The 24404-nt window shown below is 37.3% G+C and carries 26 protein-coding genes; 6 read left to right on the top strand and 20 right to left on the bottom strand.

Going from position 1 to position 24404, the window contains the following annotated elements; all coding sequences use genetic code 11:
• Positions 1 to 140 precede the first annotated feature (140 nt).
• The 3 genes from AO058_RS05415 to AO058_RS05405 all read left to right on the top strand — a co-directional run bounded on the left by AO058_RS05415 (position 141) and on the right by AO058_RS05405 (position 2866).
• A complete protein-coding gene (locus AO058_RS05415; RefSeq protein WP_037317642.1) occupies positions 141 to 431 on the top strand; it encodes an HU family DNA-binding protein in 291 nt (96 codons plus the stop codon).
• A gap of 298 nt (positions 432 to 729) precedes the next feature.
• The gene (locus AO058_RS05410) at positions 730 to 2268 is read left to right on the top strand and encodes an Rne/Rng family ribonuclease (RefSeq protein WP_075325597.1); all 1539 of its coding nucleotides are present in this window, start codon (positions 730 to 732) and stop codon (positions 2266 to 2268) included.
• A 172-nt stretch (positions 2269 to 2440) separates the two neighbouring features.
• Positions 2441 to 2866, top strand: a complete 426-nt coding sequence (locus AO058_RS05405) for a regulatory protein RecX (protein WP_075327888.1) — start codon at positions 2441 to 2443, stop codon at positions 2864 to 2866.
• A 48-nt stretch (positions 2867 to 2914) separates the two neighbouring features.
• Here the strand turns inward: AO058_RS05405 and AO058_RS05400 are convergent, their stop codons facing one another.
• From AO058_RS05400 to AO058_RS05360, 9 genes are all read right to left on the bottom strand, one after another.
• Positions 2915 to 3796, bottom strand: a complete 882-nt coding sequence (locus AO058_RS05400) for a cupin-like domain-containing protein (protein WP_075325596.1) — start codon at positions 3794 to 3796, stop codon at positions 2915 to 2917.
• Positions 3793 to 4662 carry a cupin-like domain-containing protein gene (locus AO058_RS05395; RefSeq protein ID WP_075325595.1) on the bottom strand — a complete coding sequence of 290 codons (870 nt, stop codon included), beginning with the start codon at positions 4660 to 4662 and terminating at the stop codon, positions 3793 to 3795. Before AO058_RS05395 ends, AO058_RS05400 begins: the two co-directional genes overlap by 4 nt.
• Positions 4663 to 4675: 13 nt before the next feature.
• Positions 4676 to 5767 (bottom strand): biotin synthase BioB, encoded by a 1092-nt coding sequence (gene bioB, locus AO058_RS05390; RefSeq protein WP_075325594.1) that lies wholly within the window; start codon positions 5765 to 5767, stop codon positions 4676 to 4678.
• An 85-nt stretch (positions 5768 to 5852) separates the two neighbouring features.
• On the bottom strand, positions 5853 to 7013 hold the full coding sequence (locus tag AO058_RS05385; RefSeq protein WP_075325593.1) for a beta-ketoacyl synthase N-terminal-like domain-containing protein: 1161 nt from the start codon (positions 7011 to 7013) through the stop codon (positions 5853 to 5855).
• A 175-nt stretch (positions 7014 to 7188) separates the two neighbouring features.
• A complete protein-coding gene (locus tag AO058_RS05380) occupies positions 7189 to 7773 on the bottom strand; it encodes an SET domain-containing protein (protein ID WP_075325592.1) in 585 nt (194 codons plus the stop codon).
• A gap of 70 nt (positions 7774 to 7843) precedes the next feature.
• Positions 7844 to 9109 carry an adenosylmethionine--8-amino-7-oxononanoate transaminase gene (gene bioA / locus AO058_RS05375; RefSeq protein ID WP_075327887.1) on the bottom strand — a complete coding sequence of 422 codons (1266 nt, stop codon included), beginning with the start codon at positions 9107 to 9109 and terminating at the stop codon, positions 7844 to 7846.
• A 117-nt stretch (positions 9110 to 9226) separates the two neighbouring features.
• Positions 9227 to 9844 (bottom strand): dethiobiotin synthase, encoded by a 618-nt coding sequence (gene bioD, locus AO058_RS05370; protein WP_075325591.1) that lies wholly within the window; start codon positions 9842 to 9844, stop codon positions 9227 to 9229.
• Between the two features lie 25 nt (positions 9845 to 9869).
• On the bottom strand, positions 9870 to 10280 hold the full coding sequence (locus tag AO058_RS05365; RefSeq protein WP_037317669.1) for a putative signal transducing protein: 411 nt from the start codon (positions 10278 to 10280) through the stop codon (positions 9870 to 9872).
• 91 nt (positions 10281 to 10371) lie between these two features.
• Entirely contained in the window at positions 10372 to 11517 is a 1146-nt protein-coding gene (locus AO058_RS05360) for an aminotransferase class I/II-fold pyridoxal phosphate-dependent enzyme (RefSeq protein ID WP_075325590.1), read from the bottom strand.
• 34 nt (positions 11518 to 11551) lie between these two features.
• Between AO058_RS05360 and AO058_RS05355 the strand changes: the two genes are divergently transcribed.
• Positions 11552 to 11995, top strand: a complete 444-nt coding sequence (locus AO058_RS05355) for an MgtC/SapB family protein (protein WP_075325589.1) — start codon at positions 11552 to 11554, stop codon at positions 11993 to 11995.
• Position 11996: 1 nt separating this feature from the next.
• Here the strand turns inward: AO058_RS05355 and mnhG are convergent, their stop codons facing one another.
• From mnhG to AO058_RS05320, 7 genes are read right to left on the bottom strand one after another with little or no spacing between them, the layout of a single operon-like run.
• Positions 11997 to 12410 (bottom strand): monovalent cation/H(+) antiporter subunit G, encoded by a 414-nt coding sequence (gene mnhG, locus AO058_RS05350; RefSeq protein ID WP_075325588.1) that lies wholly within the window; start codon positions 12408 to 12410, stop codon positions 11997 to 11999.
• Positions 12407 to 12682 (bottom strand): cation:proton antiporter, encoded by a 276-nt coding sequence (locus AO058_RS05345; RefSeq protein WP_075325587.1) that lies wholly within the window; start codon positions 12680 to 12682, stop codon positions 12407 to 12409. Before AO058_RS05345 ends, mnhG begins: the two co-directional genes overlap by 4 nt.
• Positions 12679 to 13155, bottom strand: a complete 477-nt coding sequence (locus AO058_RS05340; protein WP_075325586.1) for a Na+/H+ antiporter subunit E — start codon at positions 13153 to 13155, stop codon at positions 12679 to 12681. The genes AO058_RS05345 and AO058_RS05340 overlap by 4 nt, the downstream gene beginning before the upstream one ends.
• The gene (locus tag AO058_RS05335) at positions 13155 to 14675 is read right to left on the bottom strand and encodes a proton-conducting transporter transmembrane domain-containing protein (protein ID WP_075325585.1); all 1521 of its coding nucleotides are present in this window, start codon (positions 14673 to 14675) and stop codon (positions 13155 to 13157) included. Before AO058_RS05335 ends, AO058_RS05340 begins: the two co-directional genes overlap by 1 nt.
• Positions 14672 to 15025 (bottom strand): Na+/H+ antiporter subunit C, encoded by a 354-nt coding sequence (locus AO058_RS05330; RefSeq protein ID WP_075325584.1) that lies wholly within the window; start codon positions 15023 to 15025, stop codon positions 14672 to 14674. Before AO058_RS05330 ends, AO058_RS05335 begins: the two co-directional genes overlap by 4 nt.
• Before the next feature lie 3 nt (positions 15026 to 15028).
• Entirely contained in the window at positions 15029 to 15442 is a 414-nt protein-coding gene (locus AO058_RS05325; protein ID WP_075325583.1) for a Na+/H+ antiporter subunit B, read from the bottom strand.
• A 50-nt stretch (positions 15443 to 15492) separates the two neighbouring features.
• Positions 15493 to 17802, bottom strand: a complete 2310-nt coding sequence (locus AO058_RS05320) for a putative monovalent cation/H+ antiporter subunit A (RefSeq protein WP_075325582.1) — start codon at positions 17800 to 17802, stop codon at positions 15493 to 15495.
• Between the two features lie 250 nt (positions 17803 to 18052).
• On the opposite strand from AO058_RS05320, the gene AO058_RS05315 reads away from it, so the two are divergent.
• Both AO058_RS05315 and AO058_RS05310 read left to right on the top strand, forming a co-directional pair.
• Positions 18053 to 18562 carry a DUF2975 domain-containing protein gene (locus AO058_RS05315; RefSeq protein WP_075325581.1) on the top strand — a complete coding sequence of 170 codons (510 nt, stop codon included), beginning with the start codon at positions 18053 to 18055 and terminating at the stop codon, positions 18560 to 18562.
• Positions 18563 to 18564: 2 nt separating this feature from the next.
• The gene (locus AO058_RS05310; RefSeq protein WP_075325580.1) at positions 18565 to 18771 is read left to right on the top strand and encodes a helix-turn-helix domain-containing protein; all 207 of its coding nucleotides are present in this window, start codon (positions 18565 to 18567) and stop codon (positions 18769 to 18771) included.
• 47 nt (positions 18772 to 18818) lie between these two features.
• On the opposite strand, the gene AO058_RS05305 is transcribed toward AO058_RS05310, so the two are convergent.
• From AO058_RS05305 to AO058_RS05290, 4 genes are all read right to left on the bottom strand, one after another.
• Positions 18819 to 19112, bottom strand: a complete 294-nt coding sequence (locus AO058_RS05305; protein ID WP_075325579.1) for a F0F1 ATP synthase subunit epsilon — start codon at positions 19110 to 19112, stop codon at positions 18819 to 18821.
• 78 nt (positions 19113 to 19190) lie between these two features.
• A complete protein-coding gene (atpD, locus tag AO058_RS05300) occupies positions 19191 to 20705 on the bottom strand; it encodes a F0F1 ATP synthase subunit beta (RefSeq protein WP_037317700.1) in 1515 nt (504 codons plus the stop codon).
• A 262-nt stretch (positions 20706 to 20967) separates the two neighbouring features.
• Positions 20968 to 22815 (bottom strand): glutamine--fructose-6-phosphate transaminase (isomerizing), encoded by a 1848-nt coding sequence (gene glmS / locus AO058_RS05295; RefSeq protein ID WP_075325578.1) that lies wholly within the window; start codon positions 22813 to 22815, stop codon positions 20968 to 20970.
• 16 nt (positions 22816 to 22831) lie between these two features.
• Entirely contained in the window at positions 22832 to 24400 is a 1569-nt protein-coding gene (locus AO058_RS05290) for a DUF4270 domain-containing protein (RefSeq protein ID WP_075325577.1), read from the bottom strand.
• Positions 24401 to 24404: the final 4 nt, after the last annotated feature.

Below are 24404 nucleotides of genomic sequence, written 5' to 3'. Positions count from 1 at the left end.
TAAAATAGACTTGGTGCAATATTAAAAGTTTATTCCGTTATTATTTAATGAATTAGGCTTGAAATATTGTAGATTTAATTCTTATATTTGCGCCCTTGAAAAAACAGAAATCCCAATTTATAATATTAAATAGCACGAAAATGACGAAAGCAGATATTGTAGCGAACATCTCAGAAAAATTAGGAATGGAAAAAGGTGATGTTCAGGCTACTATTGAAACCTTCATGGATGAGGTTAAAACTTCATTAGAAAGTGGAGACAACGTATATTTAAGAGGCTTTGGAAGCTTTGTTGTAAAAACAAGAGCCGAAAAAACCGGAAGAAATATCTCTAAAAACACTACTATTAAGATTCCCGCCCACAACATCCCGGCTTTTAAACCTGCCAAGATTTTTGTTGAAGGAGTTAAAACTAACGTTGAAGTTAAGTAAATTGAAACTGAAGCCCAGTTTCTTTATAAAATAAATTATTAATTAAAAAGTAACACTATGCCAAGTGGTAAAAAAAGAAAAAGACATAAGGTAGCTACGCACAAGCGTAAAAAAAGAAACAGAGCTAACCGCCACAAGAAAAAGTAGTTTTCATACTACTTTTTTTGTTTAAAACGTTCATTGAAATTGAAACCCTGCTTATTACCTAACGAGTTTTAGGGTTTCTTCAGGATTAAAAAACCTGTGATAAAATAATGTTTAATCCATCCCGACTTATTCGGGACAAAAATCTAATAGAGTGGACAAAGAATTAATTATACGGTCCGGAACCTCTGCTGTAGATTTTGCCTTACAAAAAGATGGAAAACTTATTGAACTCAACAAGGAAGAAGACAGCAACAAATTTAATGTTGGTGATATTTTTATTGCCAAAATTAGAAAAGCTGTACCAGGGTTAAATGCCGCATTTGTAAATGTTGGTTACGAGAAAGATGGATTTTTACACTATCACGATCTTGGTCCCCAGGTATCTTCCATGCTTAAGTTCATAAAACGTGTAAGCACAGGTAAATTAAAAGATTATTCCTTAAAGAATTTTACATTCGAAAAGGATATTGACAAAGACGGCGTTATTACAGACGTCTTAAAGTCAAATCAGTCGCTACTGGTTCAGGTTGTAAAAGAACCTATTTCTACCAAAGGCCCCAGAATAAGCTCAGAGCTTTCTATTGCGGGTCGTTATATTGTACTGGTCCCATTTTCTAATCGTATTTCAGTTTCACAAAAAATTGAAAGTAAAGAAGAAAAAGACCGGTTAAAAAGATTGGTAAAAAGCATTAAACCCAAAGGTTTTGGAATAATTGTAAGAACCGTAGCCGAAGGCAAAAAAGTAGCAGAACTGGATAGGGACCTTCAAAATTTGATGGATCGCTGGACAGGAATGTGCAAAAAGATGTATAAGCCACATCATCCCTCTAAAGTACTGGGAGAATTAAACAGGGCATCTTCCCTGTTAAGAGACATTTTTAATGACTCTTTTACTTCTATTACTGTAGACGACGAGACGCTTTACACACAAATTAAAGACTATGTGGGCGAAATCGCCCCAAGTAAAGAATCGATTGTTAAGTTATATCAATCTAATGTTCCAATTTTTGAAAAATACGGTATCGAAAGACAAATAAAAACTTCATTTGGGCGCACCGTCTCTATGAGCAAAGGCGCCTACCTGGTAATAGAACACACAGAAGCTATGCACGTTATAGACGTAAATAGTGGTAACCGTTCTAACAAATCCAGAAACCAGGAAGATACTGCATTAGAGGTGAACATGATTAGCGCCACAGAAATAGCCCGGCAATTAAGATTGCGTGATATGGGTGGCATAATCGTGGTAGACTTCATAGACATGGGAAAAGCCGAAAACCGCAAAACCCTGTTTGATCACCTTAGGAACGAAATGAGTGACGACCGTGCAAAACATAAAATTTTGCCACCGAGTAAATTCGGGTTGATACAAATTACAAGACAACGCGTAAGGCCGGAAATGAATATTAAAACCCGCGAGGAAAACCCTAACGGAACTGGTGAAATTGAAGCACCAATACTTTTAATAAACAAAATAAAAACCGACCTGGAAAAACTCATTAAGAAAGATCATAAAAAGATCACTTTGAGTGCGCATCCATTTATTGCAGCCTTTTTAACAAAAGGCTTTCCATCTCCCCGCTCGCAATGGTTTTTAGACCATAAGCGATGGGTGAAAATTTTACCAAGAGACGCTTACACGTATATGGAATATCATTTTCACGATAAAGAAGGAAATGAAATCCTTTAAAAAAAACGCCTTTCGTTAATTCGGAAGGCGTTTTTTTATGCCCAATCCTGAAATTTACATTTTGATATTTCCTACCTGAAAAAGTTTTAATTTTGAATCTTAATTCCCGAATTTTTAACTCTTGAAAGAATCTCAACAATCTTATACCGTAAAAGAAGCAACTATAAAACTGATGCAGTTCTGCGCATACCGAGACCGTTGCCATAAAGAAGTAGAAGAAAAACTGAGAGAAATGAATATGATTCCCGCCGCACAGGAGCAGATCATTATGGAATTAATGCAGGAAAACTTCTTAAATGAAGAAAGATTCGCCAGAAGTTTTGTGCGAGGGAAATTCAGGATAAAAAAATGGGGAAAAATAAAGATCAAACAAGAATTGAAGTTCAGGGAAATTTCTGCCCCAATAATTAAAATAGCACTTACCGAAATAGATGAGCAGAAATATATCGCTACGATTTACGAAGTGGCCGAAAAGAAATTAAAACTACTTAAAGAACCCGATAAATTTAAAAAGAAGCGCAAATTAGCCGATTTCCTGCTTCGAAAAGGCTACGAAAGTAATTTGGCCTATGAAGTGGTAAATGAGCACTTAGAATAGTTCTTATAGACCTCACTGGTGTTGAAAACCTGTGAGGTCTCAACTTACTTAAACCTTATTCTTCTTATGCGTGCGCTCAACTGCCTGTACATTTTTATAATCTATCCACTTTTGGCCTTTTAGCTTACGCATATAGTTATCAAAATTACGCATCACCACCAGGTTATAAACGGCTTTAGAAAAATTGGTAAGCGTTCTTGGCGTAGCCCTTAAACTCATAGAAAAACCTGGAGTTAAGTAGGTCATTTGGTGCCAGTAGCCTTCAGGCATATATAATGCTTCCCCATGTTTTAATTCGGTTACATAACCTTTCGCATTTTTTAATACCGGGAATTTTTCAAAATCGGGATTATTAAAATCAATATCTTCACGGGAAATAAGAGCGTGAGGCACTTTATATAGATATTTGGTCTGGGAAGGTGGATAAATTATACAACGTTTTTTTCCGTGGAAATGAAAATGAAGGATATTAGCAAAATCAATATCGTAATGCATAAAGACTTTAGAATTCTCTCCTCCAAAAAATAAAGTTGGCAACTGTTTTATAAATCTAAGCCCCAGATCTGGAAACCTGAAATCTTTGTGTAAAACCGGCACCTCCTTTAATAAATGATAAAGAAAAATACGGTAATTTGTAGGTTTTGATTTTAGCAGCTCTATATAATCTGCCATTTTCATTTCGGTATGTGGCTCGTTAAATTTTTGCTCAGACGTTATAGGACGATCGTCGTAAAGCGGAACCACTTTTTCACCAGCAACCTCGCTAATATAATCTAAATTCCATTTTTGGGTAGCCGGCCAATCGTCTACCAAATGTTCTATAACCACAGGTTTTTGTGGCCGTACATAATTTTCTAAAAATTCCTTTTTAGAAATAGTCTTAAGCCTTGGTATGGGTTCTAAATGTAAGCTTTCTTCTTTCTCCATCATTCAATTCCAGCACTTCTGTGCGTATTTTCAATCGCTTTTCTATTCTTATAATCTATCCAATCCTGGCCCTTAATCTTACGCATTAAATTATCGTAATTTCGGGTAATAATCAAATTTTTGAGTACTTCGGCAATTCGCCCCGGTTTTTGCGGCAAAGACCTTAACGTCATTGATAAGCTGGCAGTCTCATACTTTATAAAATGCCACCATTTACTGGGAATATATAAAGCCTCCCCGTGCTTTAGGGTTGTTTCAAAACCTTTTGCTTTGGCCAGTGCCGGATATTTCTCAAAATCTGGATTAGCCATATTTATTATCTCCATACTCACTATGGAGTGTGGTACATGATACAAAAATTTAGTTTCTGAAGGCGGATAAAGAATCACTCTTTTTTCGCCTACAAAATTGAAATGAAAATTATTAGCAAGATCCATATCATAATGCATCACCACACTACTGCCCTCACCCCCAACAAATAAAACTGGTAACTTTTTAAAGAATTTTACACCAAGATTGGGATACTTAAAATCATCTATTAACTCCGGACAATTTTGCAGTAGGTTAAAGAAAAACATCCTGAGGTCTGTAGGTCCTTTTTCAAGAATATCTATGTATTCCCGCATAGGAATTTTCTTTGCCGGGCCGTGAGAATTTTGTCTTCCTTTTGCCGGTTTCCCATCATAAAGCGGCACTACAACATCCCCGGCTTTTTCCCTAAAATAATCAAAATCCCATTTTTTTGTGGCTGGCCAGTCGGCAGAAAGCTCTTCAAAAACAACCGGTTTTTCGGGTATAAAATAGTCCTTCAAAAATTCTTCTTTTGAAAGCTTTTTAACCCGCGGTATGTCTTGCAGATTCAATTTCAAATCGAATTCTTTTTTAAGCCTTGGCTTTCGATTTTTGTTGCGCTTCTAAATTACGCTCAATCTTATGCCCAGGTCTAGACCATTTTGGTTTTTCACCTAAATTCTGATATTGAGATTCTTCAGCTGAAACACTTTTAGGCTGCTCCTTTTTCTCAAATGCTTTTTGCGGATTCAAACCTAAAGATCTAAATAATTCCATATCCTCATTTACATCAGGATTTGGTGTAGTAAGTAGTTTATCCCCGGCAAAGATCGAGTTTGCACCGGCAAAGAAACACATCGCCTGCCCTTCTCTACTCATTTGAGTTCTTCCGGCAGAAAGTCTTACCTGGGTTTCAGGCATTACAATTCTGGCGGTTGCGACCATTCTTACCATTTCCCAGATAGAAACCGGCTCCTGCTCTTCCATCGGCGTTCCTTCAACAGGCACCAAAGCATTAATTGGTACAGATTCCGGCTGCGGACTTAATGTAGATAAAGCTACAAGCATTCCTGCTCTGTCATCTACACTTTCTCCCATTCCTATAATTCCGCCGCTACAAACCGTAACATTGGTTTTTCTCACGTTACCGATGGTATCCAGTCTATCCTGGTAACCGCGGGTAGAAATTACCTCTTTATAATATTCTTCTGATGAATCTAAATTATGGTTATAAGCATACAAACCTGCTTCTGCAAGTCGCTGCGCCTGGTTTTCGGTAATCATTCCCAGGGTGCAACATACTTCCATATCAAGTTTATTAATGGTTCTCACCATTTCTAAAACCGAATCGAACTCTTTACCGTCTTTTACGTTTCTCCAGGCTGCACCCATACAAACCCGCGAACTTCCCGACTCTTTAGCACGTAGCGCCTGGGCTTTAACCTGGTTCACGCTCATAAGGTCGTTTCCTTCAACGTTGGTATGATAACGTGCCGCCTGTGGGCAATACCCACAATCTTCAGGGCAACCGCCGGTTTTAATAGAAAGTAAAGTTGAAACCTGAACGGTGTTAGGATCGTGATTTTTCCTATGCACAGTGGCCGCTTCGTAAAGCAACTCCATCAAAGGTTTATTATATATCTCGAGAATTTCTTCTTTTGTCCAGTTATGTCTTGTGGCCATAAAAAATAGATTTGAAATCAAAAATAAATAAAACTGCGCTTTAATAAGCCTTCAGCGAAGAAAGTTTTCAAAGCTTTCTTTAAAGTTATGATTTCCGACTTATTAATATAGAAACTGCGTTCCCGCCAAAACCTACAGCGTTTACCAATATATTTTCAAGTTTTGAAGGTGATTTACTAATTTCTGAAAAAGGCACCTCAATAAAATCCTGATGCTGAAGCATTAAAATCGCAAGTTCTAAATTTAAAATTCCCGAAGCTGCAAACGTATGTCCCAGTTTCCATTTATTACTAGTCATTGCGGGAGCATTTTTACCAAAAAGTGTTTTTATTGCGTTTACTTCAGAAAGATCTCCTTTTAAAGTTCCGGGCGCGTGCATCACTACCGCGTCAATTTCTGAAAGTTCTTTCTCGCCAATGGCCATTTTCATCGCCTTCTGTAAAGATTCCCCTTTTCCAGAAATTGAAACACTGTGCTTTAAGGTTTCTGTTGCGTAGCCAAATCCTGTAATTTTAGCAATTGCTTTTTCTGAATTTTCCTTCTGAAGCGCCAATATTCCTGAAGCTTCTCCAAGAATCATTGAATTTCTTTTTTTCTGCATATCCAAAGCGCGACACGGAAAATCAAGATCTTCTGAAGCATAAATTTTCATGGCTTTCATTTGGGCGATTGTAAAAGGGGTTAATGCAGCTTCACTCCCACCGGCAAGGAACTTATCGGCAAAACCGGCCTGCATCCAGGCAATAGCATTTACAACCGAGTGTAAACCGGTTGAGCAGGTTACACTATGAGAAAATTCCGGTCCCTCTGTTTGAAGATCTTGCGAAACCCAGGAAGAAATATTTCCTAAAGTGGTAGAAGGCGAAGCCTGCGTAGCGGCTTTTCCGGTTTCTATAAATTCTTTATGATATTTTTCAAACAATCCGGTAGCACCACGTGAGCTCCCAATATTGATACCAATATTTTTCTCGCTTTTCCACCCGGCTTCTTTTATAGCTTTTCTGGCTGAAAAAATTGCAAATAAAACCGAATCATCCAGTTTTCTATAATTGGGGTTTTCACTTTTAAGTGCTTCAATTTCAGCTTTGAGATTTTCTGGCAAAAAAGCCGCAAAAGCTTCGGTTTCATCAAACCGATGTTTGGAAATAAAATGTTTCGGATTTTTATAATTTTTCCATATTTCCGCAGGAGATTGACCAAGCGCAGAAACAGAACCAAGTGAAGATATAAATACCGGTGATTTCAAAAGCGATTAATTTTCAGCAAAAATAAGGTCTGTTGTTCCAACCACTAAATATTTTCAATAAAAAAAATGAATCAGAAATCCTGCAAGGTTTGAATAACCTTGTAGGTATATTATTATTTTTCAAACTTACGAGGTATAAAAAAACCTCGCAGGAAGGATAGTGGGATAAACCAGTTTAACGCTGATAATAAAGATTTAAAATAGAATCCATCTTTTTTTCGCCTAATAGGATCTTTTGTAATTCTAACTGAATTCCTTCAGAAACAAGATCTATAAGTGGCTGATAAACCTTTTCTACTTTTTGAATTGATTTTTGCAAAATCCCGTCCCATTCTTTGTGATAATTTACCAAATCGTCTGGATAAACCTTGGTTCTGGATGTATTTTCCTGAAAAGGTTTAAAAGCTTCATCAAGATTCAAGTATCCGTAATCGTCGGTCAGCTCTTCCCCAATGGCAATATCTCTAACCGCAATTTCAAATCCGTAGGCTGTAGAAAAGCAGTTAGAATTAAAACTATGGTTTACATATTTCGCCAAATCCCAACAAAGAACCAAATCGCCAAACCGATTGCGAAAAGCATATTTTTCCAGCATTTGCGCACTTTTAGGATGCAGTTTTTCTACGTGGGAATTATAAAAAACGTGATCTAAATCGTCCTGAACCCAGGTAATAGTGCCTTCGGGAATTTTTTTGGTAGCCACCACGCCATATCCCACCTGCTCATTTATAAAGCGCAGTTCTGTATCTGGATGCATCATAATCGCTAAATTTTAATTCTAATGTAAACAATTAAAGCTTTGCTTTTAAGACACTTATAAAAGTTTATTTCTAAAACTTTTCCAGAAGATCTTCGATAACAGAATAGATTTTATTCAATTCTAATTGAGTAATTGTAAACGGCGCCAAAATATAAATAGTATTTCCAAGCGGTCTTAGAAATACGCCATTATCCATAAAATGTTTAAAAAGCTGGTTTCTAAGGTTACCGTAGCGCTCCATTTTCACATTAAGATCAAAAGCATAAATAACGCCCAACTGCCGGCGATTGGTAACTTTTGGATGGTCTTTTATCTTTTCATCAAAAGCCTGATGTGATTTAATAACCGATTTGATTTGCCCTTGAATTTCTTCGGAAACCAATAATTCTATTCCAGCAATGGCCGCAGTACAAGCCGGTGGATTGGCAGAATACGTATGCCCGTGGAATAGGCCTTTAGAAATATCTTCGTCATAAAAAGCATCGTAGATTTTTTGCGAACAGGTGGTTAAACCCATTGGCAACAAGCCTGCGGTTAATGCCTTAGAAAGACACATTACATCGGGTTTGGTTTCCATATAATCTGAAGCAAAATATTTACCGGTTTTCCCAAATCCGGTCATTACTTCATCGGCCACGCAAACAATGTCATGCTCTTTGCAAACTTTCAGGATTTCATTCAAGCCAGCAGCATCGTGCATTTTCATTGCCGCCGCACCCTGCACTAAGGGCTCATATATAAATCCAGCAATATTGTTTTCTGAAATTAGTTCTTTCAGCCCCGAAATAACTTCTTCATTATTTTCTCCTAACGGAACCGGGATTCGTAAAACTTCAATAAAATGCTCTTCGAAAGCACCATTATAAACTGAAAGCCCCGAAACCGACATCGCGCCAAAGGTATCGCCGTGAAAACCTTCGTCAAAAGCCAGCATCACATTACGATTATTGCCCTGGTTATGATGATACTGCAAAGCCATTTTAATCCCAATCTCCGTGGCCGTAGAACCATTGTCATTAAAGAACAATTTCTGCTGATTTCCCGGCAAAATCTTTATTAGTTCTTCAGAAAGTTTTACCGCAGGTTCGTGGGTAAATCCGCTAAACACTACCTGATCTAAATTTTGCATTTGGGCCGCAACTTTTCCGGTAATATATTCATTGCAGTGCCCATACATTGCCGTGTACCAGGAAGCGATACCGTCTATATATTCACTGCCATCTTCGGCGTAAAGAATACTGCCCTTTGCTTTTACAATAGGTAAAGCTTCCGGGGAAATTTTATGCTGGGTTAAAGGGTGCCAAAGGTGTTTTTGATCTCGGGTAACTAAGTTCAAGCCCCTCCCCTCGGTCCCCTCCCCAAAAGGGAGGGGAAGGGAATCTTTATCTTTTTTAAAATCTGACATGTTATAATAGTAAAACCTCACAGATTTTAAAAACCTATGAGGTTTAATTTATTTCAATTTTTCTCTAAATAATTCAGCGTATTCTTTAATCACATTTTGATCAAAGTAAGGTTCCTGTTCTATTCTTCCCAGAACCTTTATACCGCCCATTTTTTCAATTATCGATTCAGTAGATTTATTTTCTTCGCCCGAAAAAATTATTCCGAAGCAATTTAAGTCGCGAGATTCTAAAGCTTCTATAGTTAATAAAGTATGATTGATACTTCCAAGATAATGACGAGAAACCAGGATAATGCGATCTTCCGGCTGCATTAAATCGGCTATAGTTTCTTTATCGCTAATTGGGACTAATAAACCTCCGGCGCCTTCAATAACCAAACTATTTTCGCCCTTTGGACGTTTTATTTTTTTTGAAGTAATTTTTACTTGATCAATTTCAGCCGCTGCATGCGGACTCATGGGTGTTTTTAGTGCAAAGCGATTTTTATGAAAAACAGTTTTATCGTTAGAAATTAGTCTTTCTACTTTATGGCTATCAGAATTATCAAGATCGCCGGCCTGGATAGGTTTCCAATAATCGGCTTCTAAGGCTTCTGTTAAGATTGCTGAAGCTACTGTTTTTCCAACTTCGGTCCCAATACCGGTAACAAAATAAGTATGTTTCATTTATTTATAAATTCTTCAATGCTGGTCATTTTAAAGTAAATTTCTCTTCACAATTTTCACAATGATAATCGTATTTGTAGTGAATTGGCAGGGCGAAGGTGAGAAATGAAAACAAAAAAGCAAAGAAAGAACGCACATCTTTAATATGCGTGTAAACTTTTACGCGAGTGCTGTCACAGTTGGGACAAACTACTCTTTCACCTTTGTCATCAAGGGAATAATCGTGAATTTCACTTAAAATCGCCCGGGCTCGTTCCTCATCGTCAGCATACACGTTCAATTTTATACCACCAATCGCCTGGCTTACCAGAGGATCGGTATCAATAAGAACCTGGTCTGCCAGGAATACCTCTATGCCTTCAGATTGTAATTTCCCTTTTACAATTTGTGCTTCAGAAGAATACTGAAACCTGGCTATGTTTACAAAAGTGCTCATATGCTTATATATTTTATCCCAAACCGGCAATTAATCACTGGCTTACCTAATCCTGTTACAGCCAATTTCTGGGTTCAGCATCATTCGGGCTTCATGGCAGTAATTTAGTGAGTTTTTTTAAAACCTCCCTGATTTCATTTTCAGAATTAAAGGAATGTAAACAAAACCGAAGGCGTTCACTCCCTTTTGGAACAGTAGGCGATAAAATGGGTTTTACTTCAAAACCTTCTTGTTTCAAAATTTTTGCTATATTTTTCACTTTTTCATTCCCCGGAATTATACAACTTTGAATTGCTGAAATACTCGGAATAAAATGTTTTTTAATCTCTAATTCCTCAATTTGATTCCTGAAAAAATGAATATTATTTTTTAGTTGCTGAATTTCTGAAATTTCGTTTATGAATTCCTGGTAAACCGAGAGAATTGTAGCAACCGAATGAGGCGGCAAAGCCGTTGTATAAATTAGGCTTCGGGAAAAATTTACCAGATAATTTTTTAAACCTTTACTTCCTAAAATAACCGCGCCGTGGCAACCGGGTGCTTTTCCAAAAGTATTTAAACGCGCGAAAACTTTATCCTGAATTCCTTCTTCCTGAACCAAACCTTCTCCATTTTCACCAAAAATACCCGTAGCGTGGGCTTCATCTACCACCAAAAAGGCTTTAAAATCTTCTGAAATTGCTGCTAACTCTCGTAGCGGCGCCAGATCTCCATCCATTGAAAACACAGATTCAGTTACAATATAAATTTCTGAATTTTCAGGTTGTGAAAGTTTATTCAGCCTGATTTTGAGATCTTCAATATTATTATGGCGGAATTTATAAGCTTTTGCATTACTCATTGAAATTCCATCTCTTATAGAAGCGTGAACTAGTTTATCATAAAAAATAAAATCCCCACGTTTAGGCACTGAACTGAAAAATCCAATATTAGCATCGTAGCCGGAATTAAAAATTAAAGCGGCTTCAGTTTTATGAAATTCGGCAAGGAAATTTTCGGCTAAATCATAAATTTTATGATTCCCAGAAAGCAACCTGGAACCGGTGGCTCCATTTCTTAAAAGATTATTCTGCTCTAAAATTTGATGCGCCCCATTATAGACTTTTGCAGAGGAAGCTAATCCTAAATAATCGTTTGAGGAAAAATCTATTAATTGAGCGTTCCTTTTTAAAGACCGCAAAGCATTTTCATCCTTTCTCTTCTCTAAACTTTTCGCTAATTTTAAAGGTAATTGCATAGTTCAAAATTACAACTTTAACGAACTAAAAAATATGGAACTGGCAGAATTTAGTCTTAGTATTGGTTTGGCAGCTGTGGCCGGACTTTTTATAGGTATAGAAAGGGAATTTACCGGCAAAAGCGCAGGTTTAAAAACCAATGCTCTTGTGGCCCTGGGTGCTTGTGTTTTTATTTTACTTTCTCTACAATTTCAGGGAGAAGAATTTGTAGATATTACCAGGGTTATTGGCCAGGTGGTCACCGGTATTGGTTTTATTGGTGCAGGAACCATTCTTCAGCACGGGAAAAATGTAAAGGGTTTAACTACTGCTGCTACTATTTGGTGTAGTGCCGCCGCTGGTGGGCTCGCTGCTTTACAAATGTATGCCGAACTACTTATAATTTGTATAACAATTGTTGTTATAAATCTAGTTTTTGGGTTTCTGGAAAAGAAACTTATAAGGGGAAAAAGAAAACATGATAATACTGAACACTAAACTACTTTACAATATCATCTTCGTTTCTTGTGTGATCTATGTTATTTTGCGGTGTATCGTCAATTTCACTTTTTAATACGTGAGAATTTCTCTGATATTTTCCTCTAAGATCGTCCATAACGGAGCCTTTCCAGAGTTTTACTCCCATAAAATAGGATGCCCTTCCAATTAAATGTGCACTTACGGGGGCGGTTAGAAATACAAAAAGAATAATTACAAGTGCACGGGAAGTGGTAGAAAGATCGTTAAAGAAAACGGCCGTTCCCACTAAAATAAGACCAACACCAAGCGTGGCCGCTTTAGTATTTACCGAAATCCTCATATAAGTATCGGGCATTCTTACGAGTCCTATTGCAGAAAGCAGTACGAACAAGGTTCCTAAAGTGATTAATATTACTATAATTATTGAACTCATTTCTTTCGGTTTCTTTTTTCCAGGTAATATGAGAAAGCCACGGTACTTAAAAAAGCAATTAAAGCCAGGATCATTGCAGTATCTAAAAATGTAGATCTTCCGTGAATAATACTGTAAACTCCAATAATTCCAATACCGGTAGTGATAAGCACATCCAGGGCAATAATTTTATCGGCAATACTGGGACCTTTAATAAATCGGTAAACTATTAGCAGCACCGAAAAGGCCAGGATTGGCAGAATAATATAATATAAATAATCTGTTAGCGTCATCTCAATATTTCCAAAATACGTTTTTCAAATCCGTTTTTAATACTATCGATAAATTCCTCTTTATCGGTTACATACATCGCATGTACATAAAGCACTTTTTTATCGTTAGAGACATCCAGGCTAAGGGTTCCTGGTGTAAGCGAGATCATATTCGCCAAAAATGTAATCCCCAGGTTGCTTTGTATGGTAAGCGGTACTTTTACAATTCCCGGTTTCATTCCATATTTTGGGGTTACAACTTCGTAAGCTACCTGTAGGTTTGCTTTAAATAATTCCCACAGGAAGAAGAAAAAGAAGGCTATCAATTTAGGAATAATAGTAAAATACCGGGCATCACTATTCCCTCTTGTTATCACCCACAGAATAAAGAAATTAAGAACAAAGCCAAAGATATAGTTCTGGAAAGTAAAATCTCCGGTTAGGGCTACCCATACAAAAGTGAGTAATAAATTAGATACAAACCTGCTCTTCATTATTCGGGTGTTTGTGTATTAAGTACTGCGTCTATATATTGTTGATTATCCATTAATTCTGATGCAATTCTAGCTGAAAGCGTTTGAATATGTTCTGCTCCAAAACCTACATATAAGGATACCAGACTTAAAAAAACTATAGGTACTATTATCTGAACTCTCTTTATATTTTTAATTGCATGAAAATACCTGAATTTTGGTCTAACAGGAATCTCTTGTGCCTCTTTCCAAAAAACTTCAGCCCAAAGTTTCGCGATTACAACCAAGGTAATAAAACTTGCAAAGATAATTGCGGCCAGGCTCCAATAACTTCCAGATTCAAAACTGGCAGTAATTAAAGATATTTTAGGCCAAAACCCCGATAAAGGCGGAATCCCAACCAATGAAAATAACGGGATAAACATCAATAAACTCAACTTGGGGTAATTGGCATAAAAACCACCTAAAGCTCGCATACTATTAGAACCTTTTATTCGGTATATAAGACCACTAATCATAAAAAGATTCGTTTTTACCACAATATCATGCACCAGGTAAAAAATTGCACCTGCAATAGCCACTTCGGTAAACATTCCCAAACCAATAATCATATAACCAATATGACAAATAATTAAATAGGAGAATACCTTCCTTATATTATTCTGAACCAGTGCGCCCAATGCCCCACTAAACAGAGTGAAAATAGCAAGCACCAATAGAATTTGATCTAAGAAAACATCATCTACAAAAATTAAGGTAAACACCCTAATTAAAGCATACACCCCAACTTTAGTAAGCAAGCCTCCAAAAATAGCTGAAACTGCTGAGGGCGGCGTATGATAGGAAGCCGGTAACCAAAAATATAAAGGAAAAATAGCCGATTTAATTCCGAAGCCAATTAGAAATAAAATAGCAGTTATTTCTACAAGAGCCCGGTTTTCTACTGCAGCCACTTTATTGGCAAGATCGGCCATATTTAAGCTTCCGGTTAAACCGTATAGCACCGCAATTGCCGTTAAAAAGATCATGGAAGCGAGGAAATTCAGCGTAAAATATTTTACCGCACCCTCTAATTGAGCTTTTTCCCCACCAATAGTAATTAAAACAAAAGAGCTTATAATAATAATTTCAAACCAAACATAAAGGTTAAAGATATCACCGGTTAAAAAAGCGCCGGTAAGTCCTAAAAGTAAGAAATGGAAAATGGGAAAATACCCAAATCTCAATCTATCACCAATAACTGAACCCGAGGAAAATATAGATACAGCCAAACCTGCAATGGAGGTAAGTAGCACCATAGTGGCAGAGAAAGTATCTGCAATAAAGGTAATTCCAAAAGGAGCTTCCCAACTCCCGGCCTGTACTGTTTGGGTACCATTATTCCAGATATATGCAAAAACAGTAATACTAACAGCAAGGTGCACAAGGCTTCCAAACATACTAATTATTCGCTGTGCATTTATCTTCCTCCAGAAAAACATGAGGATGATAGCCAATAGCATTTGCAGCAGTAAAGGATATAATATTATTTGTTGTGTCATGAATCTTCGTCTGTTGCGTTCATTTCGTCCAGATCATCGGTTTTCACTACTTTGTGTGCTCTTTTCACAAGAATAATTGCAAAAGATTGTAAACCGAAACTAATTACGATAGCGGTTAATATTAATGCCTGCGGAACAGGATCTGCATAGGCTTCTAAAAAAACCTTGGAATCTTCAGGAATAATTGGCGGTGCACCTTCTGTAATTCTTCCCAGCAGGAAAATTAGCAGGTTTGCCCCATTTCCTAACAAAATAATTCCGATAATGAGTTTTACCAAACTCCTGCGCAGAATCATATAAATACCTGCGGCATACAGAACCCCTATAATTATCGCTAAAAGAATTTCCATAAATTAAGCTGATTCTGAAATTGTAAATATTATTGTGAGGGTGACTCCAATTACCACCAGGTAAACTCCTATATCAAAAAATAAAGCTGAACCTACGTTCCCAATTACCGGGAAGGGCTCTGGGAACCAAAGTCCCGTCATAAAAGGATCGTCTAAACCAATTACCGGTGCCAAACCGCTTAAAAAAGCAAGACCCAAACCAACAGGCATTAAAAACCCGGGATGAAATCTTAAAAGACCTTTTGTATTATCAAGCCCGTTGGCAAAAGCGTGCAAAACAAAAGCAATCGCAGCTATAAGTCCGCCCACAAAACCACCGCCGGGCAAATAATGCCCACGTAATAAGATAAAAACAGAGAACACCAGCAGTAATGGCAAAAGATAATCGGAAGCTGTTCTTAATATTAAGGTTTTCATTTATATATATTTTAGAAAAAGACGGATTTTACCCCGACTTTAATGTTCTTTTATTGCGACCTGTCTGTACTTTTCAATCTCAATTTTAGCAATCCAAATACTCCAATAGCTGAGATAGACAATACCGCAATTTCCATAAGCGTATCTGTTCCCCTAAAATCTACCAGAATAACATTTACTACGTTCTTACCGTGAGCCAGGATATAGGCATTTTTCGCATAGAAATCACCAACTTCAGTATTTGTAGGTTCAGCAAGTACTTGCAACGCAAGTAAACATATTACCGTTCCTAAGGCCAGGGAGAGGATTCCGTCCCTAATTCGCATTTTATAATCTGAAAGTGTAAGGTATTTTGGCAATCTGTAAAGTACCAGCACAAACAATATAACTGTTAAGGTATCAATAGAAAATTGCGTCATCGCCAAATCTGGTGCACTGTAGAAAACAAAAATCAAACAAATAGCCAAACCAACAACTCCCATTGCAGCAACTGCAGCAAGTCGGGATTTTGTGAAAACGGTATAGAAAACTCCGGCAATTAATATAATTACCACCGCCAACTCGTAAGCGGTAACTTTAGAAAGCTGGGTATGATCTATCATTACCCTTGGGTTTCCAAACATAACGTAGCCTACTAAAACTACAAGAAACAACACAATGGTCGTTACATAATTTCTTAAATATCCATTTTGAAAAACATTAGTCCAGAATGCTGAAAATACACTGAAATAATGAGTTCCTTTTTCCATGATGCTTTTAGGAGAAATAAATTCAAATTTTCCAATTCTGGTTTCCAGTTTTGCGGAAGGTTTCAGGAAGAAATATAGCAAAACTCCAACAGCAATAGTAATTGCACTTAATAGCAAAACAGTATTGAAACCGTGCCATAGCGCAAGGTGATATTCTGAAGCATCTGCCCCTAAAGATGAAACCACCGGTTTTACCAGGGCCGATTCAATAAGCATAGGGAATATCCCAAAAACAATTCCTAGCACAGCAAGGATAATTGCCGGAGCCCACATTAGGAAATCAGGCGCTTTTACATCTTTATGCGCCTCGGGAAGTTTACCTACAAAAGGTTTAATTCCCGCAACAAAACCTGCCCAAAGCAATAATATTTTTGTTAGAACAATTGCAATTACGATTATTATTGTAAAAGTTTCAGCATGGGTACTGGCTTCGTAAGTAAGTTCTTTTCCCAGGAAACCTACCGATGGCGGAATTCCCGCACTGGAAATTGCTGCAAGAATACCGGCAATCGCTACCGGCATCATAATTTTTCTTAATCCACTTAATTTAGTAACATCCCGTGTACCGGTTTGGTGGTCTATTATTCCTGTAACCAGGAATAATGTAGCTTTATAAAGCGCGTGAACAATAATAAATACAGCAGCAGCAAGAAAAGCTGATTTTGTTCCTAAACCGATTAAGAATACCAAAATCCCCAGGGCCGAAATAGTAGAATATGCCAAAACACCTTTAAGATCGGTTCTAAAAAGTGCGTGAATTGCAGAGTAAACCATTGTAATTCCACCAACAATAATCAATGTTGTATTCCAGAATTCTGAATCTCCCAAAACCGGTGTAAAACGCATAAGAAGGTAAATGCCCGCTTTTACCATCGTGGCAGAGTGTAAATAAGTAGAAACCGGAGTTGGTGCTTTCATCGCACCGGGCAACCAGAAATGAAAAGGAAATTGCGCCGACTTGGTAAATGCAGCGACAAAAATAAAGATCACCGCCAGGATGTAATATTCACTGCCAGCAATAGCTTCTTTCATACTTAGCATTTCAGAAATGCTGTAAGTGCCGGTAATACTACCCAGCAACAAAGCTCCTGCTAATAAGAAAAACCCTCCAAAACCGGTAATTCCCAAAGCGGTTAAAGCTGATTTTCGGGAAGCCGGGTTGGTATTATTAAACCCGATTAAGAAAAATGAACTTATACTGGTTAATTCCCAAAAAACAAAAAGTGAGATAAGATTGTCTGAAAGCACCAAACCGAGCATGGCTGCCATAAACAAGCTCAGATATCCGTAGAAACGGTCAAGATATTTATGTCCTCTAAGGTACGATGCGGTATATGCAAAAACCAGGAAACCAATCCCGGTGATCATTAATGAAAACAGAAGGGAAAGCCCATCGAGCTTAAAACTAAGGTCTACTCCAAAAGCCGGAACCCACTGGTAAGTTTTAGAAATTATTTCTCCAGAACTTATCTGCGGAATAAAACTTGCAAAATATGCAAAAAGTCCACCCGGAATAAGTGCGGAAAGAACGGCTAATTTCCCCCTGAAGAACTTTCCTGCGAAAACCAGGAATATTGCGAATAAAAAACCTAAAAGTATTGCTGTTAGCATATATTTCCTCTCAAAAAGTCCGTTCCCCGCAAATATAAGAGATATTATTTAAGTTTTACAGTCAAAGCGGCGTTTAACCTCTATAAGGATTCCGATTTAATAGCTTCTTATTTTAAATCATTATAAAAACCCTGTTTCTCAGCAAATTTCTTAAAATGCTGAAATTAATTTATCATTTTTAATTTATAAAATTATTGTTTTTCGATAATTTAATGTAGGTTTGTTATTGTTAAACGATAATTGCAGAGGAATGAAATCTTCAGAATGGCTTAAAAACATTTTTAGTGTTGCTTATTATTTAATGATTATAGGTTGGATACTTTTATTTGGCTTTTTACTTTATGCAATCTTTATTAGTCCAGGCGATATCCTGGAAATATTACACGATGCTGAAGAATTTAAAATCAAATCTAAAAATGCACTATACTCCTCTTTAACATATGAATTATTATCAAGTGCAGTTTGGATCTATATTCTATATTTATTCAAGAATTTAATGAAAGAACTAATTTCCGGGCCATTATTCACGAAGCTTCAAATTGCAAGTTTTAAATTAATTGGGCAATTAATCATCTTAATAACTATTGTTGACGCAATATCAATATTTGTTTTCAAAGTAATATTTAATGGCCGTTTGGAGTTAAATTTTGATCTTTTCGATTTCTGGTTTGTAATAGGCATAGGCTTATTTCTAATATTCCTATCCCAAATTTTTAATCAAGCCAGAGTTATGAAAGAAGAAAACGAGTTAACCGTTTAGTTATGCCTATTATTATAAACCTGGATAAAATTCTGGAAGAACGCGGTATGAAAAGCAATGAACTTGCTGAAAAAATAGGGATTACCACCGCAAATCTATCTATTCTAAAAACCGGGAAGGCAAAAGCGGTGCGATTTTCTACTTTAGAGGCTATTTGTGAGGTTTTAGAATGCCAACCGGGAGATATTCTGGAATACACCAAAAACTAAAAAAGCCGGGCAATTGCCCGGCTCTTCTTATATTAAATTTCCTGAAATTAATCAGCAAGTATAATGGCTTTATTGTCTTTCATTTCTAATACACCACCTTTAATGGTATAATAAAGAATGTTGCTGTTTGCAGAGTCTTTTCTAAAATCTTCAGAAAGCTCATCGTCTAATTCTTTATTAGAGGCAGCAAGTTGAATTTTAACTTCCCCTTCAACCAATGTAGAAACTATAGGAGCGTGATTGTTCAGCATTTGAAATTCCCCATCGTGACCGGGAACTTTTACCGCATCAACATCAGCTTTAAAAACTACAGCTTCAGGAGTTACTATTTCTAAGTACATATTTTTTAGTTTGTGTTTACAACATTCAGCAAAAAATATTTACTGAATACTGCTCACTGACCATTGTTTACTTTTTAATTAGTCTTCTTCAGCCAACATTTTCTCACCGGCCTCGATCGCTTCTTCAATGGTTCCTTTAAGGTTAAAGGCAGATTCCGGAAGGTGATCTAATTCCCCATCCATAATCATATTAAATCCTTTAATAGTTTCTTTAATATCAACCAAAACTCCTTTTAAACCGGTAAACTGTTCGGCTACGTGGAAAGGCTGCGAAAGGAAACGTTGCACACGTCTTGCACGGGATACCGCAAGCTTATCTTCTTCAGAAAGCTCTTCCATACCAAGAATAGCAATAATATCCTGCAATTCTTTATATCGCTGTAAAAGCTCTTTTACACGTTGTGCACATTTATAATGATCGTCACCTAAAATATCAGCGGTAAGAATTCTTGAAGTAGATTCTAAAGGATCTACCGCAGGATAAATACCAAGCTCGGCAATTTTACGTGAAAGTACCGTTGTTGCATCCAGGTGGGCAAACGTTGTTGCCGGCGCCGGGTCAGTAAGGTCATCCGCAGGTACGTAAACCGCCTGTACAGATGTAATAGATCCGTTTTTAGTTGAAGTAATACGCTCTTGCATAGCACCCATCTCTGTTGCCAAAGTTGGTTGATAACCCACCGCAGATGGCATACGCCCTAGAAGTGCAGACACCTCTGAACCTGCCTGTGTAAAACGGAAAATGTTATCTACGAAGAAAAGAACGTCTTTCCCCTGGCCTTCTCCGGCTCCATCACGGAAATATTCCGCAATTGTAAGTCCAGAAAGCGCTACACGAGCACGTGCTCCAGGTGGCTCATTCATCTGTCCAAAAACGAAAGTTGCTTTAGAATCTAACATAGCAGTTTTATCTACTTTTTTAAGATCCCAACCACCTTCTTCCATAGATTCAGAAAAAGCGTCACCATATTTTATAATACCAGATTCAAGCATTTCTCGAAGAAGGTCATTCCCTTCACGAGTACGCTCTCCTACTCCGGCAAATACCGAAAGACCACCGTGGCCTTTAGCGATATTGTTAATTAATTCCTGTATAAGTACTGTTTTACCTACACCGGCACCACCAAAAAGACCAATCTTACCTCCTTTTGCATAAGGCTCAATAAGGTCAATTACTTTAATCCCGGTAAATAAAACCTCTGTAGAAACAGATAAGTCTTCAAATTTTGGCGCTTCCCTGTGAATAGACATACCGTCATTTCCGGCTTTTGGCAAATTCCCAAGCCCGTCAATAGCATCACCTACCACGTTAAACAAACGGCCATAAACTTCTTTACCAACCGGCATTTGAATAGGCGCTCCAGTTGCTACTACTTCTACCCCGCGGCTTAAACCATCGGTAGAATCCATAGATACTGTTCTCACTGTTTCTTCACCAATGTGAGATTGCACTTCTAAAATTAGAAGGGAACCATCTTTTCTGGTGATTTCCAAAGAATCGTAGATTTTTGGCAATTCAGCATTCTCTGAGTCGAACACAACATCAACTACAGGGCCAATAATTTGGGCAACTTTACCTGTTACTTTAGACATTATTTAATTCTTTAATGTTTTCGTATTTAAAATATCTGGAAATACTCAATGCAATAATTCACAATGTGTTAAAATAGCACAAGGGTATTTTCAGGCTGCAAAGATAGTTTTTTCTTAATAAAATCATACCTCTCTTAAAATAACTTTTTTGAAGCTTATTAAAGCCGGCAAAAATTCTTCTGAAAGTATTATTTTAAAAGAAAATCCCTTCTGAAATATCTTCAAAAGGGATCTCTGTACTCTTATAATTTATTCTGAAAGTTTACTCAACTGTAACAGATTTGGCCAGGTTTCTTGGCTGATCTACATTCTTTCCAAGTAATACCGCAATATGGTATGACAATAACTGAAGTGGAATAGTTGTTAGAAGCGGTGTTAACGGCTCTAAAGTTTCTGGTACTTCAATCACGTGATCGGCAAGGTCTCTCACCTCTTCGTCACCTTCAGTCACAATCGCGATAATTTTACCGCTTCTGGATTTAATTTCCTGGATATTGCTTACTACTTTTTCGTAATGTCCTTTTTTGGTTGCAATAACCACAACCGGCATTTCTTCATCTATAAGCGCAATTGGGCCGTGTTTCATTTCGGCAGCAGGATAACCTTCAGCGTGTATATAGGAAATCTCTTTAAGTTTAAGCGCTCCTTCTAAAGCTACTGGGAAGTTAAACCCTCTACCTAAATAAAGGCAGTTCCTGGCATCTTTATAAATATCGGCGATCATCTTTATATGCTCATCACCTTCCAATGCTTTTTCAATTTTTGCAGGAATACGCTCCATTTCCTGCAAATAGGTCATGAAATCTGTATTAGAGATCGTACCATTATGTTTTGCAAGTTTTAGCGCCATTAAGGTAAGCACGGTAATTTGCGTAGTAAAAGCTTTTGTTGAAGCTACCCCAATTTCAGGACCAGCGTGAGTGTAAGCCCCCGCGTGGGTTTCCCTGGAAATGGAAGAACCTACCACATTACAAACTCCAAAAGCAAATGCACCCTTTTCCTTGGCAAGCTTAATAGCCGCCATAGTATCGGCAGTTTCCCCACTTTGGGAGATTGCTATAATTACATCTTTTTCTGAAATAATAGGATTACGATACCTGAATTCTGAAGCATATTCTACTTCTACAGGAATTCTGGCAAGTTCCTCAAAAATATATTCAGCTACCAAACCGGCGTGCCAGCTGGTACCGCAGGCTACGATAAGAATTCGTTTTGCATTAGCAATACGCTCTAAGTTATCATCTACCCCGGCCATTCTTATTAAACCTTCATCAGGTAACATTCTACCACGATAAGTATCTTTAATTGCAGTAGGTTGCTCGTGAATTTCTTTAAGCATAAAGTGATCGTAACCACCTTTTTCAATCTGCTCAAGATTTAATTGAAGCTCCTGAACATAGGGATCTACCAAAGTATCATCCTTAATCTTTCTAACCTTAACCTCTTTACCTCTTCTCACCACAGCCATTTCCCCGTCTTCCAGGTAAATTGCATTATTGGTATATTCAATAAAAGGAGAGGCATCTGAAGCGATAAAGAATTCATCTTCTCCAACGCCAATTGCAAGCGGACTCCCTAAACGAGCTACTACAATCTCGTCTGGCTTTGTTTTATTGTAAACCGCGATTGCATAGGCTCCAACAGTTTGGTTCAATGCAATTTGCACTGCTTTACCAAGCTTAACACCTTCATTAATAATTACATCTTCTATAAGATTAACCAAAACCTCGGTATCAGTATCACTTTTAAAAGTATAACCACGAGTTTTTAACTCCTTTTTAAGCGCATCGTAATTTTCTATAATTCCGTTATGAATAATTACAATATCTCCAGAATTTGAGTAATGAGGGTGAGAATTCACATCGTTTGGAACCCCGTGCGTTGCCCAACGTGTATGCCCAATAGCTACATTTCCATTGGTTGTAATAGTGTTTTCAAGCTTTTCTTTTAGATCGGCAACTTTCCCTTTGGTTTTACAAAGTTTAAGTTCCTTTCCATCATAAAGGGCAATTCCTGCACTATCGTACCCACGATATTCCAGTCTTTGGAGTCCTTTTAAGACAACGGGATAAGCATCCCTATGCCCAATATATCCTACAATTCCGCACATAGTATATTGGTGTTATTTAATTATTAATCTCAGTATAGTAAATTCTTAGTTTTAATCTTTTTTCTTCGTTGTTAGAAAGGTTACCGTGTAGTACAGTGCCCTTTGGGCTAATTATCCCCATTGCAGGATAGAATTTCACCGCTTCAGTATTCCTAACCGCCGCGTTATTGGTAATATTAATATTTTGAGTAATAGCAAGGCCTAATCTTACATTATCTGCCTCTTCTTCAATAATATTGGAAACGTGCTGCGTAACATTTAGTTTATAACGCACCCCGTTTTCATCTTCATCAATTTCTAAAGGTGTAGAGAAAGAAGTAAGCGACGTAGACGGATTATTTTCATTACCATCCTGCACAAAATTTCTTGCAAAACTATAATCGGCTATAATTCTATTATTATCCAAATCGTATAGATACAAACGAGATGGCTCGTCAATACCGGCCACAAAATCCTGGTCAACATAGAACGAAAGATTTGCTTCGTTAATTAACCATTCGTTTTCTCTAAATGCCGCTATTTGTTCTTCACTTTCAAAAAGCTCAATCACTGCCATGGTTCCTTCCCCTCCATTAAGAAAGAGTTTTTCGGCTCCAGAATCTTCATTACTTTCTTCTATAGCCTGCAAAACAGCTCCAGGATATTCGCCTTTAAAAGTATTTACAATGGTGCTTCCAAAACTAAGTTTATAACTTCTTGGATCTCTTAGCGTTTCAGTATCACCGTCATCATTAGTGGTTTCTACTTCAGTAGTATAGAAAAGCTCAATTCCAGCATCACCAGCCTTAAGATTAAATAACATCATAGTCCCATCTTCAGCCGTTGCCTCGGCTTTAATGAACATTCCGCGTAAATAATTCTTGAAATTATTATTATTGCTAAGCACACTGGAACCTTCTTTATCAATAATTTTCTTTTCAAAATATTCTACCGGCAGTTTTATTCTTAAAGCGGGACCAGAAGTAATGGTATCCTGTTCACCTTCGTCGTTTTCTTCATAAGAAACGATGGCTTGAGAAGAAGGCACAAAATTGTCATTTTCATAGATAACATCACCAATTAGGTTCTCCTCAAATAATTCCTGCTGATCTGAATAATACTTTTGGCTATCCTGGAAATCGGCCTCGGGATCTAAAGTATTCAGAAAATAATTAGATTCCTGAAGTGAGATTTTTATGGGTGTATTTCCGTAAACGGAATCTAAAGCGTATTGAATATTCCCATCTTCGTCTAAATCTCCTTCGGTACTAAAATAAGGAATGGTTAAAACCACGCTATCAAGCTCTGGTTCTACCCCAAAAGTTGGGTTATTGGTAGGTAAAGAAAGCTGGCTGAGAATACTGGCTGTAGTTTGCCCGTAGATAGGGTGATTATAAACGCCAAGTAAATGGTTGCTCAGGTTATTGGTTTGTACTGAATTTAGTTTTTTGCTGTAAGCGGTTACTTCAACTTCTTCCAGCTCAAGGTTACTCGGGTTTTCTATAATTTCACCGCCAACGGTGCTATATTCATCATCACAGCCCACAAAAGCAAAAACAACAACAAATAAAGTTGCTGTTTTGTACATCATTCTCATTAAATTCATTCGA

This window comes from Salegentibacter sp. T436, assembly GCF_001932675.1.
Taxonomy (GTDB): Bacteria; Bacteroidota; Bacteroidia; order Flavobacteriales; family Flavobacteriaceae; genus Salegentibacter; species Salegentibacter agarivorans.
Note: the sequence above shows the minus strand (reverse complement) of the source record. Positions and strands in the feature narration are given on the sequence as shown.